Origin of the sequence: Pseudomonas leptonychotis (genome assembly GCF_004920405.1) — a bacterium.
Taxonomy (GTDB): Bacteria; Pseudomonadota; Gammaproteobacteria; order Pseudomonadales; family Pseudomonadaceae; genus Aquipseudomonas; species Aquipseudomonas leptonychotis.
This window is the reverse complement of sequence record NZ_RFLV01000002.1, coordinates 335,539-350,808: the sequence shown is the minus strand read 5'-3', so window position 1 is coordinate 350,808 and position 15,270 is coordinate 335,539. Positions and strand designations below refer to the sequence as shown.

The 15,270-nt window shown below is 58.3% G+C and carries 10 protein-coding genes and 3 pseudogenes; 6 read left to right on the top strand and 7 right to left on the bottom strand.

Annotated elements, in window-relative coordinates:
• The first annotated feature begins 77 nt into the window (after positions 1-77).
• From D8779_RS12225 to D8779_RS21110, 3 genes and pseudogenes are all read left to right on the top strand, one after another.
• A complete protein-coding gene (locus D8779_RS12225; protein ID WP_136664755.1) occupies positions 78-1,538 on the top strand; it encodes a sodium-dependent transporter in 1,461 nt (486 codons plus the stop codon).
• Between the two features lie 329 nt (positions 1,539-1,867).
• A pseudogene (locus D8779_RS21115) lies at positions 1,868-3,031 on the top strand (methyl-accepting chemotaxis protein); the annotation flags it as partial.
• Positions 3,008-3,889, top strand: coding sequence for a methyl-accepting chemotaxis protein (locus D8779_RS21110; RefSeq protein WP_420875607.1), 882 nt, complete (start codon positions 3,008-3,010; stop codon positions 3,887-3,889). The pseudogene D8779_RS21115 and the gene D8779_RS21110, both read left to right, overlap by 24 nt.
• 99 nt (positions 3,890-3,988) lie before the next feature.
• Here D8779_RS21110 and D8779_RS12215 read toward each other — a convergent pair.
• The 6 genes and pseudogenes from D8779_RS12215 to D8779_RS12195 form a co-directional block, all read right to left on the bottom strand.
• Positions 3,989-5,043: pseudogene (locus D8779_RS12215) on the bottom strand (metal-dependent hydrolase).
• A 140-nt stretch (positions 5,044-5,183) separates the two neighbouring features.
• Positions 5,184-5,888 carry a methyl-accepting chemotaxis protein gene (locus D8779_RS21105; protein WP_420875606.1) on the bottom strand — a complete coding sequence of 235 codons (705 nt, stop codon included), beginning with the start codon at positions 5,886-5,888 and terminating at the stop codon, positions 5,184-5,186.
• Positions 5,889-6,305: 417 nt separating this feature from the next.
• Positions 6,306-6,821: pseudogene (locus D8779_RS21100) on the bottom strand (MCP four helix bundle domain-containing protein); the annotation flags it as partial.
• 364 nt (positions 6,822-7,185) lie between these two features.
• The gene (gene mapR / locus D8779_RS12205) at positions 7,186-8,595 is read right to left on the bottom strand and encodes a GntR family transcriptional regulator MpaR (RefSeq protein ID WP_136665155.1); all 1,410 of its coding nucleotides are present in this window, start codon (positions 8,593-8,595) and stop codon (positions 7,186-7,188) included.
• 64 nt (positions 8,596-8,659) lie between these two features.
• A complete protein-coding gene (gene ccoG, locus D8779_RS12200; RefSeq protein ID WP_136664752.1) occupies positions 8,660-10,075 on the bottom strand; it encodes a cytochrome c oxidase accessory protein CcoG in 1,416 nt (471 codons plus the stop codon).
• A 208-nt stretch (positions 10,076-10,283) separates the two neighbouring features.
• Positions 10,284-10,940, bottom strand: coding sequence for a DsbA family oxidoreductase (locus tag D8779_RS12195; protein ID WP_136664751.1), 657 nt, complete (start codon positions 10,938-10,940; stop codon positions 10,284-10,286).
• 233 nt (positions 10,941-11,173) lie between these two features.
• On the opposite strand from D8779_RS12195, the gene arfB reads away from it, so the two are divergent.
• The 3 genes from arfB (at position 11,174) to D8779_RS12180 (ending at position 12,886) form a co-directional block, all read left to right on the top strand.
• Positions 11,174-11,587, top strand: coding sequence for an alternative ribosome rescue aminoacyl-tRNA hydrolase ArfB (arfB, locus tag D8779_RS12190; RefSeq protein ID WP_136664750.1), 414 nt, complete (start codon positions 11,174-11,176; stop codon positions 11,585-11,587).
• A 290-nt stretch (positions 11,588-11,877) separates the two neighbouring features.
• Positions 11,878-12,297, top strand: coding sequence for a YciI family protein (locus D8779_RS12185; RefSeq protein WP_136664749.1), 420 nt, complete (start codon positions 11,878-11,880; stop codon positions 12,295-12,297).
• A 163-nt stretch (positions 12,298-12,460) separates the two neighbouring features.
• Positions 12,461-12,886 (top strand): VOC family protein, encoded by a 426-nt coding sequence (locus tag D8779_RS12180; RefSeq protein WP_136664748.1) that lies wholly within the window; start codon positions 12,461-12,463, stop codon positions 12,884-12,886.
• 53 nt (positions 12,887-12,939) lie between these two features.
• Here the strand turns inward: D8779_RS12180 and ggpS are convergent, their stop codons facing one another.
• On the bottom strand, positions 12,940-15,207 hold the full coding sequence (gene ggpS / locus D8779_RS12175) for a glucosylglycerol-phosphate synthase (RefSeq protein WP_136664747.1): 2,268 nt from the start codon (positions 15,205-15,207) through the stop codon (positions 12,940-12,942).
• Between the last annotated feature and the right edge of the window lie 63 nt (positions 15,208-15,270).

Sequence of the window (15,270 nt, the reverse complement as noted above, 5' to 3'; positions counted from 1 at the left end):
ATCCGCCTTGCCCACTCCGCCGCGCCATAAGCGCTGCGGGTTCTATTTCGTCACAGATAAAAACAAACAGGTGACGCATGACCCGTGAAAAACCCAAGAACCTCTGGCTCTCACGCTGGGGCTTTATCCTTGCTGCAACTGGCTCCGCTGTGGGCCTTGGCAATATCTGGAAATTTCCTTACATCACCGGCGAATACGGCGGTGGTGCGTTTGTATTGATGTACCTGGCCTGCATCCTGGCCATTGGCATTCCGGTGATGATGACCGAGATCGCCATTGGCCGACGCGGTCGCGGCAGCCCGATTGATGCGATCAGCCGGGTGGTCAAAGAGAGTGGTGGCAGCCAACTATGGAAGGCTGTGGGCGGCATGGCCATGCTCGCCGGTTTTATGATCCTGTGTTTCTACGTGGTGGTGGCCGGCTGGGCGTTTGCCTATACGGTGAAAATGCTCGACGGCTCTCTGGCCGCGACCAGTGTCGAGGCTCTCGGCGGGGTGTTTGAAGCGCATAACGCCAACCCCTGGCAGCTCGGCGGCTGGAGTGTGCTGGTGGCGCTACTGACCCTGTGGATCGTCGCCAAAGGTGTGCAGAAGGGCATCGAGAATGCGGTGCGCTGGATGATGCCGGGCCTCGCGGTGATGTTGCTGGTACTGGTGGGCTATGCCTTTACCAGCGGTGGTTTCAGCGCCGGCTTTGATTTTCTGTTTACCTTTGACGCCTCAAAGATTACCGGTGAAGCGCTGCTGGCTGCACTGGGCCATGCCTTCTTTACCCTGAGCCTGGCCTCGGGGGCGATTCTCACCTACGGCTCGTACCTGCCGGATGGTCAGTCGGTCGCCCGCACCACATTTGTCGTGGCCATCTGCGACACCTGCGTAGCGTTGCTGGCTGGGCTGGCGATCTTCCCGATCATCTTCGCCAACGGCATGAGCCCAAGCGCAGGTCCTGGGCTGATCTTTATGAGCCTGCCGCTGGCGTTCCAGCAGATGCCGTTTGGTACGGCCTTCGGTGTGCTGTTCTTCGCCATGGTTTCGGTGGCGGCGTTGACCTCGGCCATTTCCATGATCGAAGCCACGGTGGCCTACCTCAACGAGAAGTACGGCGTTAGCCGCTTTAAGGCTGCCGCTGCTTCTGGTGCAGTGCTGCTGGTGATCAGCCTGTTGGCGATGCTCTCGTTCAACCTGATGTCTGGCTGGACGCCGATGGGCAAGAACTTCTTCGACTGGTTGGACTACCTGACGTCGCGTTGGATGATGCCCCTGGGCGGGATCTTTATCGTGCTTTTGGCCGGCTATGCACTGCGCAGCGACATCATGCGTGACGAGCTGAACCTACCGCCGCTGGGCTATGCGCTCTGGCTGTTTATGGTGCGCTACGTCTGCCCGGTGCTGATCATGGTGGTGTTCCTGCACGCTTTGGGTTGGTTGATGTTTGACCCGGTGGCGCAGTGGTATTGGATCGCCGGTGCCATCGGTCTGTTGGCGGTACTCGGTGAAATGCTGCGACCACGGGTAGTGCCGGCGCTGGCCGGACGCTAAGCCAGCCGAGCTGAGCCGAGCTGAGCTGAGCTGAGCTGAGCTGAGCAGCAATAGAAGAGGGCGCGCGGTTAAAAGCCGCGCGCCTTTTTTATGGTGCTGAATCAGAGCGTGGAGGCGAAGCGAATGGCGATAACTCGCCACTCTCGACAAAACATCAGCGGAAACTTGCCGAAAAGCCGAGTTATACGTTGCATTCGAATTTTGGCTTTATCTCGCTGAGTTACCGCCAATGCCTCTGGTTCAGACCTTGGCGATATTATCTAAGGCGTGAGCCGGCCTCTGGCGCAAGGGTTGCAGTAAAGCGGGGCTTAAACTGTCATCAGTCGTTCATGTGTTTGCCTGGGCCGCCATTGCGCCCTCTTGATGCGCTCGATAATAAAAACGGAGTCGTTGTTATGTCCTCTTCTGCTGCCCGTCTGTTCTCAGATATGTCTGTCGGTAAAAAGCTGGCGTGTGGCTTCGGCCTAGTACTGTTGCTCACGGTTGCCGTCACCGGCAGTGGCTTTCTGGCTGTGCAAGCCGTATTGGAAGGGCATGCCAGCACCAGTGGTCTCTCGGCTATTGATGAGCAGGTATTACAGGCGCGCCGCGCCGAGCGTGATTTCGCTCTGCGACAGAACAGCGAGGCGGCCGCCCAGGTGCATGAACAGCTGGACCGGGTCAGCGCCGCAGTCGCCCAGCAGTTGGCGGCTGCCTCCCACGCCGATCAGGCGCGTCTGAACAGCATGCAGCAAGCGATCGACGACTACCGCCAGCAGTTCGACAGCTTTGTTGAACAGCAGAATAATGCCCGCGCAGCGCGTACGCAGATGCGTGAGGCAGCGGGTGAGGCGCGTGATCAATTCGATGTGATTGAGCTAGACATGTACGACGCGGTGCGTGAATTACGCCTGGAAGGTGACAAGCTACGCGGCAGCGACCCGCTGACCCTGGCGGAAACCGCCTCGGGCCTGAGCAAACGCATGCTCGACCTGCGCGGCCATGAAAGCCAGTACATCATCGATGGCTCGGCCGAAGCCTTAGAAGAATGGACCTATATCAACGATGACCTGCAAACCGTGGCACGCAGCCTGATGGTTTGGTTGGACGACAGCCAGAAAGGTGCCATCGAAACCGCCTTGAAGGCGCTGACCCTTTATCAACAGGCCTTTACCAATTACCAACAGGTACGTGAGCTGAGTCAGCAAAGCGAAGTCGCTATGGTCGAGCGGGCCCAGGCTGTGTTGGCTCTGGTGGACGAAGCCAAGGTCCAGCAAGAGCAAGTCATGGCCGCTGACAGCCGCCAGGCCATGCTATTGCTCGGCGTCATGGGTATTGCTGCCGTGATTATTGGCATGCTCGCTGCGCTGATTATCTCCCGCCTGATTGTTGCGCCCTTGCAGCAGACCGTAGTGTTTGCCCAGCGCATCGCCGCCGGCGACCTGACCCACGATTTGCCGCAGGACCGACGTGACGAGCCGGGCCAGTTGATGGCGGCCATGCAGGTGATGAGCGTGAGCCTGCGGACCCTAGTCGGGCACATTGGCGGTGGCGTCAGCCAGATTGCCGCTGCTGCCGAGCAGCTGTCGGCGATTACCGCGCAAACCAGTGCAGGCGTTCAAAGCCAGAAGATGGAAACGGAGCAAACCGCCACGGCTATGCACGAAATGGCGGCCACCGTGCAGGAAGTGGCGCAAAACGCCGAGCAGGCGTCCTTGGCGGCCCGCGCCGCAGACCAAGAAGCGCAGCAGGGTAATCAAGTGGTGCAGCAAGCGGTTAGCCAGATTGGCAGCTTGGCTAAAGAGGTGGAAGAGTCGGCAGAAGCCATTGCCGCGCTGAATCAGGAGAGTGCGCGCATCGGCGGTGTGCTGGAGGTGATTCGCAATGTCGCGGATCAAACCAATCTGCTGGCCTTGAACGCCGCCATCGAAGCCGCTCGTGCAGGTGAGCAAGGCCGTGGTTTTGCGGTGGTCGCCGATGAGGTGCGCGCATTGGCCAAACGTGCGCAAGATTCCACCGAAGAGATCGAAGGGTTGATTAGCAGCCTGCAACGCCTGGCTAAAGGTGCGGTGGAAAAAATGGACAGCAGCCGCAGCCTCACCCAACGCACGGTAACCTTGGCCGGTGAAGCCGGCGCCGCTCTGGGTCGTATCACTCAGGCGGTGAGCACGATTGAGCAGATGAACCAGCAGATTGCCGCCGCCGCCGAAGAACAGAGTGCAGTGGCGGAAAACATCAGTGAAAGCATCACCCGCGTGCGTGATATCGGCGAACAGAGCGCCAGCGCCAGTGAGCAAACGGCGGCATCCAGCGCTGAGCTGGCTCGACTCGGCGTTGAGTTGCAGGGTTTGGTAGCGCAGTTCCGCAGCTGATTATGCGGTTAACCTCGGTGTAAATATGCAGCGCGAGGGCATTCCTAAGCAGCATGAGTGATGGCCCTGAGTGTCAGCACTCAGAACCGTGTCGCCACGCTATTCGTGGGCCAGGGCAGGGTGACTCAACTCACTTGCCCAGGCCACCAATGGCACCTCGATGTCGGGCTGCCAAATACGCGTCCACAACAATTGCAGGCGCGACAGGTCGCCGCGTTGAGTGGGTAGCCGCTCAACCTCCTCGGCGAGCTGCCATCGGCCGTTTTGCCAGGTGGCGAAATCGAACCGGAAGGGGTGAAAGCCGGTCATGCCCAGGCGAATATCTGTGACCACCAAATGATTATCGATCTGGTCATAACGCAGCACATCATTGGTAAACCAGGCCAGCCGTGCATGCGCCGGTGAATCGGCCAGGGCTGCGGCCAGGTGCGTACCACGGGGAATGCGTGCCAGCTCTGGCGGGGCATCGTCAAACCAGCTGACCAAGGCTTCGTGATATTCCTCTCCATCCAATACGATCACCCGCCATAGCAGGCTGTTGAAGGGGGTCGGTGTACTGAAAATAGACTCGGCCTGAATGCCTTGGATAGCCAGTTGCGACTCGACGCGCTGTTCAGCCATGTACTTGCCGCCCAGGGTGGATGCCAGGTAAAGCGAGGAAACCAACAAGGCCATAGCCGGTGCCTTTGCGGCCTATCACGCAGGCCATAAAGCAGGCCGAGCACGACCGCTATGCACAGCGGCACGGTGTACAGCGGGTCGATGATAAAGATGCTCGACCAGGCGGTAGGGATCGGCGTCAGCGGCCAGAGCAGCTGAGTGCCGTAGCTGGTAAAGCTGTCGAGCAACGGATGGGTAATCAGCACCAGCCACAGGGTGATAAATAACCGATGAGATGAATAGCCGGGGTTATGTCGGAAGCGTCGGGTCAGCCAAGTCAGCAGCAGCGCCAGACCGGTGAGAACAAATAGCGAATGACTGAATCCACGGTGATAAGTCATATCGGCTACGGCATCGCCGTAATCGATAACCACATCCAGATCCGGCAGCGTGCCGAGCATGGCGCCATACAACAGCGCCTTACGCCCCTGCCAGCGGCCGAGCAGTGCGCCTTGAATACTGGCACCAAGTACCGCCTGGGTTATCGAGTCCATGACTGATCTCTGAATTAAACAGGCGGCTAAATTAGCTGAACGGCCAGGGTTTGGCAGCGGCTAATGTTCAAGTAAAGATTTCAATGGGTAGCGTCAGTTTGCGTTGTAATCCCGACCAGGCATGCTGAGCTATTAGCTCGTTAGAGTTTGAAGAAGCTGACCTTGTCGGTGAGGCGATTGGCCAGAGTGGCCAGTTCGCGGCTGGAAACAGCCACTTGCTCGGAGCCGGCTGAGGTTTCCAGGGTGGCGCTGTGGATGCGGTTGATGTTCTGGTTGACCTCTTCAGCCACAGCGCTCTGTTCTTCCGAGGCGCTGGCGATCTGCGCATTCATGTCGTTGATGGCGGTAACTTCGCTGCGAATCTTGTTGAGCGCCGTTTCGGCCTGGCCAGTTTGTTCGACTGTCTGCTGGGCCAATTGACGACTATTGCGCATTACCTCAGCGGCTTTGCCGGCACCTTCCTGCAGTTTGCCGATCATGCCGCGAATTTCCCGGGTGGAGTCCTGGGTACGGGTGGCCAGGGAGCGTACCTCATCGGCCACCACGGCAAAGCCACGGCCATGTTCGCCGGCCCGTGCGGCCTCAATCGCAGCGTTGAGGGCGAGCAGGTTGGTCTGCTCGGCAATGGAGGTAATCACCTCGATGATCTTCTCAATGCTTTCGCTGTCGGTAGACACCTGCTGCACGCTTTCGGCGGCGCTTTCCAAGGTGCGCGCCAGATTCTGGATGGCGCTGGCGGTAGCACTTACAACTTGATTGCCGGTTGCTACTTCATGATCAGCGCTGCGGGTGGCGGAGGCGGCGCTGGCGGCATAGTTGGCTACTTCATTGACAGTGGCTGCCATCTGGTTGATGGCGGTGGCCATCTGCTCCGCCTCGCTGGATTGCAGGCGGATCTGTTGGTTGTTGCTGTCGGATGTAGTCAGCAGTTGATCTGAGGCCAGGGTGAGTTCACTGGCGGCTCCGCGCACTTGGGTGATGGTATCGGCCAGGTGTTTGACCATGTCCTGCAAGGCACCCATGACGCTATTCGGGTAGTTGGTTTGAATGCCCTGGTTGAGTTCGCCATTGGCCAGACGCTGAATAACGTCAGCGACTTCGTGTGGTTCTGCGCCCAGGGTGGATTTCAGTTTGTTGATAATGATGAGTGACACGCCGATGCTCAGCAGTACTGCCGCTGCGGTGACCAGCAAGATCAGCAAACGAAAACCACCAGCGGCCTCGCGCACCGCACCAATATCCTGGCCGATCTCTTGCTCCTGATAATCGATATAAGCGTTGATGCGCTTGAGCCACTCACCATAAGCCGGTGAGGCTTGCTCCATCAGCAGGTTTTTAGCGGCGTCCGTATCGCCTTGGCGGCGCAGGCTGATCAGTTGCTCGGTCAAGATCAAGGTGCTGCGCTCGATGGTCTGAATGTCGTTCAACAGACGCTGTTCGGCAGCTCTTGGCGCTTGGCTGCGCAGCAGGCTATCCATGGCCTGGGCCGATTCTTGATAGAAGTCTTTAAGTCGTTGAATGTCGGTCAGTTGGAGGCTCAGTGCAGAGTCGTTGTCTACCAGTACCGCATCGCGAATGGCGATGGCACGGTCATGTACGCTGCCACGGAAGTTGATGGCGTAACGCTGCTTAAGCGAGGCGCCTTCATTCACAGCGGTTAGGGTTTCATCGATGAAGCTCACACGAAACACGCCAATAAGTGTGATTAGAATCATTAATGACAGGATTAGACCGAAACCAAGGCTCAAGCGCTGCGCAATGCTCAGTTGTGATTGCATAAAATCGACTCCTCTAGCCCCTCAGGGCAGCGACGGCTTATTGCGTTAAAGGGGAGGCTCTGCAATGTGTTGAGTGCTCTCTTATGCATAACTTATACATGTATTGTTGCTTGTACAATTTGTCATTGTCGTTTGCACAATCATCTGCGATGAACGGTCGCGACCTTTCAGACAGTCCGCTAAACGGCTGTAGCGCCCGTAAATAAAGGTTTTTTTGAGCTTTCGCGCTGCCACTTAAAGGTGGTGGGTATGCAAATCACTGCGCTCGGCATGCTTGTGCTTAAGTTGTACAGCTCGGCGTGCGGAATGGAATAGGTGAGTGGGTGCGGAGCGCTTACTGGTCTGGCCATGCAACGGCGGCTGATCAGAAGGAGGAGAGAATCCGACCCAGCACCGCCATTGCCTGTTCACTCTGCGCATCCCAAGGGTGGCCGTAGTTCAGCCGGGCGCAATTGCCGAAGCGCCGGGTAGCCGAGAAAATTGGTCCTGGGGCCAGGCTGATGCCCTGGGCTAGCGCCAGTTGGAACAGGCGCAGCGCATCGACCTGCTCGGGGAATTCGAACCAGAGAAAGTAGCCACCGCTGGGGCGGGTGACCTTGGTGCTGGCCGGGAAGTGCCGCGCGGCTGAGGCCAGCATCGAAGCTTGCTGCGCTTCCAAAGCATGGCGAAGTTTGCGCAGGTGGCGGTCATAGCCGCCGTGTTGCAGGTAGTCGGCCAAAGCGGCCTGAGCCGGTACGGAGGGCGAGATGGTGGTCATCAGTTTGAGTCGGCTGATCTGCTCGGCATAGCGGCCACCAGCCACCCAGCCGACCCGATAACCCGGTGCTAGACACTTGGAAAACGAGCCGCAGTGCATCACCAGGCCGTCGCGGTCGAAGCTTTTTACTGGTTTGGGTGGCTGACTGCCGAAATACAGTTCGGCATACACGTCATCTTCAATCAACGGCACTTGATGGCGTTGCAGTAGCTCATACAGCGCACGCTTTTTGTCGTCGCTCATACTCGCGCCTAGCGGGTTTTGCAGGCTGCTCATAAACCAGCAAGCCTTGATCGGCAGGCCGGCCAAGCGCTCGCTGAGCACATCCAAGTCGATCCCTTGACGCGGGTTTACCGGGATTTCCACTGCTTTGAGCTTTAATCGCTCCAGCACCTGCAACGTGGCGTAGAACGCCGGCGCTTCGATGGCCACCAGATCACCGGGTTGAGTCACCGTCTGTAGACAAAGATTGAGCGCTTCCATGGCGCCGCTGGTGATCACCAGTTCTTCCAGCGCCAGCATCACACCGCTGACCATATAACGCAGAGCTATCTGTCGGCGCAGATTGGGGTTGCCCTCGGTCATGTCAGCGATCACCGCTTGCGGCTGCATATCGCGCACGCTCTGTGCCATGGAGCGCGCCAGACGCGGCAGGGGAAACAGCTGCGGGCTGGGGAAGGCCGAGCCGAACGGCACGGTGCCGGGGTCTTTGAGTGAGGCAAGCACCGAGAACACCAGCTCGCTGACATCCACCTCGGTGGTCTGCGTCGGCTGCTGGCTGGTCTCCGGCTCGGCCAAGGAATGTCGCGCCAGCTCGCGCACGAAATAGCCGGAGCGCGCGCGGGCCTGGATCAGGCCGCGGTCTTCCAGCAGGTAATAGCCTTGGAAAACCGTGGACGGGCTGACCCCATAAGTGCGGCTGGCATGGCGCACCGAGGGTACTTTTTCACCCGGAGCGAGCATGCCGCTGCGGATCAGTTCGGCAATCTGGTCGGCGAATTTCTCGTAGCGTTTCATCGTGTCCATAGGAGCGGCCTGCAGATGACCGCACTCTACGGGGAGTTGCCGTGCCATGCGACTGTCAGCGCCCGCGTGGTGAGAGAAAGATACTCTGCGTCTGTGCCTGTTCGTTGGCATCGGTCAGGTTATGGATCGCGAAGCGCACGGGCAGGGTGCTGGACTCGGCCTGTTCGCTTTCCAGTACCACGGTCACCGGCACGTCGAGAATCTCCCCAGGGCTCAGCTGCAGTTGCTGCGGTGCATCTAGGCGCAGGCCGGGGCTGTCAAGCAGTGCCAAGCCATAGCGCTGCGGCTGTTGGGTCTTGTTGATTACCTTAAGCAGGTAGGTGTTCTCGATCTGCCCCAGCTGGTTCTCGCGGAACATGCTGCGGTCTTTGGCTGAGTCGATGGACAGCATCGAGCGCGCGCTTAAGGCCCAGACAAAGGTGGCAAGCATCAACACCAGGGCAATGCCATAGCCAACCAGTCGTGGGCGCAGCCAGTGGGTCTTGCCGCCTTGCAGCTCGCGCTCGGAGTGATAGCCGACCAAACCTTTGGCGTAGTCCATTTTGTCCATGATCGAATCGCAGGCATCGATACAGGCACCGCAACTGATGCAGTCAATCTGCAGACCATCACGAATATCGATACCGGTCGGGCACACCTGCACGCACATATAACAGTCGATGCAGTCACCCAGGCCCTCGGCCTTGTGGTCGCTGTCCTTCTTGCGAGGGCCACGGCCTTCGCCGCGCTTGACGTCGTAGGCCACCAGCAAGGTGTCATCGTCGAACATCGCACTCTGGAAGCGCGAATACGGGCACATATGCACGCAGACCTTTTCGCGCAGCCAGCCGGCGTTGAGGTAGGTGGCGGCCATAAAGAACAGCACCCACACCAGCGTACTGCCGTCCAGTTGCAGGTGTAGGAGGTCATTGGTGAGTTCGCGGATCGGCGTGAAGTAGCCAATAAAGGTCAGCGCGGTGAGCAGGCTGACGCCTAGCCAAATCGTGTGCTTGGCACTGCGTCGCAGCAGCTTGTTCAGCGACCAGGGTGCGGCATCCAGCTTGATGCGTTGATTACGCTCGCCCTCGGTGACTTTCTCCGCCCACATAAACACCCAGGTCCACACGCTCTGCGGGCAGGTGTAGCCGCACCACACGCGGCCAGCCACCACGGTGATGGCGAATAGGCCGAAGGCGGCAATGATCAGCAACGCCGACAGCAAAATGAAATCCTGCGGCCAGAAAGTCGCACCAAAGATGTAGTAACGGTGCTCGGCCAGGTTCCACAGCACGGCTTGGCGGCCGCCCCAGTCGAGCCAGGCGGTGCCGAAGAAGATCAGAAACAACAGACCCGCACCATACAGGCGCAGATTGCGGAAATAACCGCTGAAACTACGGGTGTGGATCGGACCGCCAGCCTGGGAAGGCGTCAGGCGGATAGGCTGGCGCGGGTCGATGGTTTCGATGATCTGCGCGGGAATACGTTCGCTCATTACGGGCCTCGTCGGGCTTTATCAGGCGAGACGAATGATGCGAGCGCAGCTGTTTGGATAACAGGCTCAGGTTTTCCAATAAAAAGCGGATCAGATGAAAAATAAACAAAAACACATGCTGGCGTCGCGCGATAGCTATCTCACCACAGACGGTTCGCAGATCATCAAGGGGCTGCGGTACATCAGCATTATGTAAGTGCGTGACTATTCAGTCTTCCGCTGCTGCCAACTGCTCGAGAATGCGTGTGAAGTTCTCGACTCCTTGTGCTCCGCTGACCAAGTGGCGGTGGTTAAAGATCACTGCTGGGACACTGCTAATCCCTTTGCTGACCCAGGCGCTTTCGGCAGCGCGTACCTCGTTGGCGAAGCGCTGGTCTGCCAGTATGGCCAGCGCCTCAGTGCGCTCCAGTCCTGTTTCAGCGGCCACCTCGGCCAGTACGTTGTTATCCGAGAGGTTGCGGCGATGGGTGAAGTGCGCGGCGAAAAGCGCCTGCTTTAGGTCGTGCATACGGCCCTGTTGGTCGGCCCAATGCAAAAGTTGATGGACGTTGAAGGTGTTGTGCATGCGCATGTCGTCGGCAAAGCTGAATTCGAAACCTACGTCGTTGCCGGCCTGGGCCATACGCAGTCGATTCTCTTGTGACTGCTCTGGCGTCGCGCCATATTTTTCGGCGATGTGCTCGCGCAAGTTTTGACCCTCGGGCGGCATGTTGGGGTTCAGCTCAAACGGATGCCAATGCAGTTCATAGTCTGTACCGCTGGCGTCCAGCGCCTTGGCCAGCTGCCGGTAGCCAATGACGCACCAAGGGCAGACCACATCAGAGACGATGTCGATGTGCAGTTTTGTTGAATTGAGGGTGGCCATTGGCGGCTCCTTGGTCTGAATTCAATGAGTTGAGCAGTTTGCTTCGTTTGGCGGTGTGATGGGTATCGTTTCACTCAACCCATCCTACGTGTTTGGAGCCACCCGTTTGCCCGCGCTTCGTTACGTTATCGTTATTGCCACTATAAACCGGCAGGGCGCTGGCAGTCTGTGGGCGGGCAGTGAATGGGCGTTCGCGTTATCCTGCGCGTCCATTCTTGCGATGAAGTCTGTCCATGCTGGTTATTTCCAACAGCGTTCATCTCCCTGACGCTGAAATCGAGTTGACCGCTATTCGTGCCCAGGGTGCGGGTGGGCAGAACGTCAATAAGGTCTCCAGTGCGATGCACCTGCGTTTCGATAGCCAGGCGTCCAGCTTGCCGCCGTTCTATAAGGAACGCTTGCTGGCGTTGCGTGACAGTCGCATCACCGCCGAAGGTGTGGTGATCATCAAGGCTCAGCAGTACCGCACCCAAGAGCAGAACCGCGCCGATGCCCTGGAGCGTTTGGCCGAGCTGATTCGCAACGCCGGCAAAACTGAAAAAGCCCGGCGCCCGACCAAGCCGACTCTAGGCTCGAAGAAGCGCCGCCTAGAAGGTAAAACCAAGCGCGGTGCGATCAAGGCCGGGCGCGGCAAGATCGATTTCTAGCGCGGCGTGGGTTGAACAGCGAAGCCGAGCAGACAGCTTTCATTAACGCCGAGTACCGTTGGGTTTCACCCAATCTCCGTGCTGCTTGGCATTCTCAACCCTGGCGGTTGATTGCCGTTTTCTAGCTAGCAGCACGCGGCTCACGTTAAATTTTTTCGCCACGCCTGTCGATTGCCCCTCTCGCCGCTCGACTAACGTATAGAACCCAGGCTTGGGTTTGCGGTCTGCCATACACACGCGGATAAACCGGTAACGGCAGACTGATCAATGAATCATGCGAGGGAAACAGCATGCGCTTTATGGTGATAATCAAAGCAACTGAAGATTCTGAAGCCGGCGTGATGCCCAGCGAGGCGCTACTGACGGCGATGGGGCATTACAACGAAGAGCTGGTTGCTGCGGGTGTGATGCAGGCCGGTGAAGGCTTGCAGCCGAGCGCTAAGGGCGCTCGCGTGAGGTTTTCTGGCAGTCAGCGCAGCGTCACGGATGGGCCTTTTATCGAAACTAAAGAATTGATCGCCGGCTTCTGGATCTTTCAAGTGGCCTCGCTGCAAGAGTGCATCGATTGGGTCAAGCGTTGCCCTAACCCCATGCCCGGCGACTCGGAAATCGAGATCCGGCAGATATTTGAAGCCGAGGACTTCGGCAGCGAGTTCACCCCCGAGTTGCGTGAACAGGAAGAGCGGATTCGCGCGCAGCTTGATTCATAACCAACCACAAAGCGTCTCTACAGCCTCGCGAGCTAGAGCCATGCAAGGAAAAAGTAGGCGAGGACGCGCAGTGTACGAGTTGTACATGAGCATCCGAGCCTGCTTTTAACGCAGCAGGGCCGACGCGCAGCAGGCTGTTGAGCTGCTTTCAAGGAGAGTGCAGATGAAAATTCATACCTACTTAACCTTCGATGGTCAGTGTGAGGCCGCTTTCACGTTCTACGCCGATTGCCTGGGTGGCGACTTGGAGTTGATGCGCATGGGCGACAGCCCGGAGGCGGGCAATATGCCGGAGGAGTTTCATGAGCGGGTCATGCATGTGTGCCTGACTGTGGGTGATCAGTTGCTAATGGCGTCCGACACCTGCCCAGGCATGGGCATGCCGTATGAGGGCATCAAAGGCTGTTCGGTTTCTCTGCAAGTGGAGAACGTGCCAGAGGCCGAGCGTCTGTACGAAGCGCTCTCCGCTCAGGGCTCGGTGCAGATGGAGTTGCAGCCGACTTTCTGGGCCACCCGCTTTGCCATGTTTACTGATCGGTTTGGCGTGTCCTGGATGATCAATTGCAACATTGATGCACAGATGGGCTAACGCTTAACGCAACAGCCCGGCCATGGGCCGGGCTGTTGCGATGCAGGCTTAGCTCAAACGACCAAGCCCAGCGCTCGATCCAGCTGCGCTTCGGGGTCTGCAACCGCGCTGAGGAATTCATCCCCCCAACGGCGAATGTCGTTGTAGCTGACGATATCGAACAGTTCACGCAAGCGATCCTGCGCTTCAACCTTGGGCATGTTCAGCGCGACATAACAGGTTTGCACCATGTCCACCGGGTCGTGTGGATTGGTCAGCAGGGCGCCTTTAAGCTCTGCTGCTGCGCCGGCAAATTCAGATAGCACCAGCACGCCGCGCCCGCCAAGCAAGCCTTGCGCGGCGACAAACTCTTTGGCCACCAGGTTGAGGCCATCGCGCAGTGGAGTAATCCACATCACGTCAGCCATGGCGTACCAGGCGCTGACTTCTTCGAATGGCAAGCTGCGGAAGAAGAATTGCAGTGGCGTCCAGCCAATGCGGGCGAAACGGCCGTTGATGCGGCCTACAGCCTGTTCGATCTGCCCTTGCAACTCGTCATAGATAGTCATCTCCTTGGCAGCCGGTACGCAGACCGTGACCAAGGTAACTTTACCGAGCAGCTCCGGATTTTCTTCCAGCAAACGCTCGTAAGCGTTGAGCTTTTCCAGAATGCCTTTGGTGTAATCCAAGCGCTCCACCGAGAGGATCAGTTTGACCCCGCTAAGCTCGGTGCGCAGGCGCTCCATCATCTCTTTGATTTTCGGTGATTCGAGGGCGCTGCTGACGCGATTAATGTCCAGGCCTACCGGATGCGCGCCGAGTTTGACCACCCGACTGCCGGTGTCTACAGCTGTGGTCATACGCTCCAGGCCTACGGCGCAACCGTAGGTGATGAAGCGCGGTGCACAGTTCTGCCGGCTAACGGTTTGCAGCGGCATCACGCCGCGTGCGGCATCGACAAAATTTTCCACCTGACGGGGGATGTGGAAGCCGATGTAGTCACACTGCAAAAGGCTGCCGATGATTTGTTTGCGCCATGGCAGCACGTTGAACACATCTGCCGACGGGAAGTAGGTGTGGTGGAAGAAGGCGATCCGCAGGTCCGGACGCAATTCACGCAGGTAACCGGGGACCATCCACAGGTTGTAGTCATGCAGCCACACCGTGGCACCTTCGGCGGCTTCCAGCGCCGTGCGTTCGGCAAAGGCGCGGTTGACCTTGAGGAACACCTGCCAGTCATCTTCGCGGAACTGTGCACGTTCCCAGAAGGTGTGCAGGGTCGGCCAGAAGGCCTCTTTGGAAAAACGCTTGTAGAAGATGTCGACTTCTTCTTTGGTCAGCGCGACGCGAGCAGCGGTTAATTTAGGGTAACGCTCGGCGTCCACTGTGGTGTGGCTCTCAAACGCTTCGCCGCAGGCTTCATCATGTTCGGCCCATGCCACCCAAGAACCGGCACGGTTCTCACCGAAAAAGCTCAGCAGGGTGGGAATGATACCGTTGGGTGACGTCGGCCGGCGGCGTTGCAGCTTGCCATCGGCGCCGCGAAATTCTTCATAGGGCAGGCGGTGATAAACCATCACCAAATCGGCTTTGCCGGGTTCGGCGATTTGCTTGCCTTCAGCGGCGATACCCTGTTTGCCGAGAAAACCAAAATGCACAAAGGCTTCAAGAATGCCGCCACAACCAGCGCGCTCGGCATGGAAAATCCGTGAGTACTGGCGAGTGGCTTGCAGCAAACCTTCTTCGGATGCGCCCACGCACACGCCCTTGAACTGGCCGCTCAGCATGCTCAGGTCATTCAAGGTGTCGCCGGCAGTCAGTACCTGGTCATGGTCCAGTTCCAGCCAGTCGATCAACGCTTGCAGGCTGCTGCCTTTGTTGACGCCTTTGGGCAAAAAGTCCAGGTAGCGTTCGGCCGAGTAGAGCAGGTCACAGCCTAGGCTCTCGGCGATGGTCAGCAGTTCTGGGTTGGCTGCTTCTTCAGGGCTGCAGAAGTAGGAGCAGCGACGTACCTGTGGTACGTCCTGACGTTCCAGGGCAAAACGCTCGATGGCGCTGGCAACCTGGCTGTCGCCGGGCCATAGGGCATCGACTGCGCTTTGCAGCGGCTGGATCGGCTGCAGGGTATCGCCATGCACCAGGCTGGCGCCGACATCAGAGATGATGAAATCTGGCTGCGGCAACGTAGGGTCGGCCAGCAACGGTAATACAGATTCCAGGCTGCGCCCGGTGACATAGGCCAGGCGAATTTCCGGGTGCGCGGCGATGGTTTGGTAAAGATTTAAACGATCCTTGGGATCGCCGCCGAGAAAGGTTCCATCGAGATCGGTGGCAAGTAACATGCGCTGTCTTCCTGTCCAGTTAAATGGGTGCAGTGACGCGCCGACATAAGCCGACGAGCTATT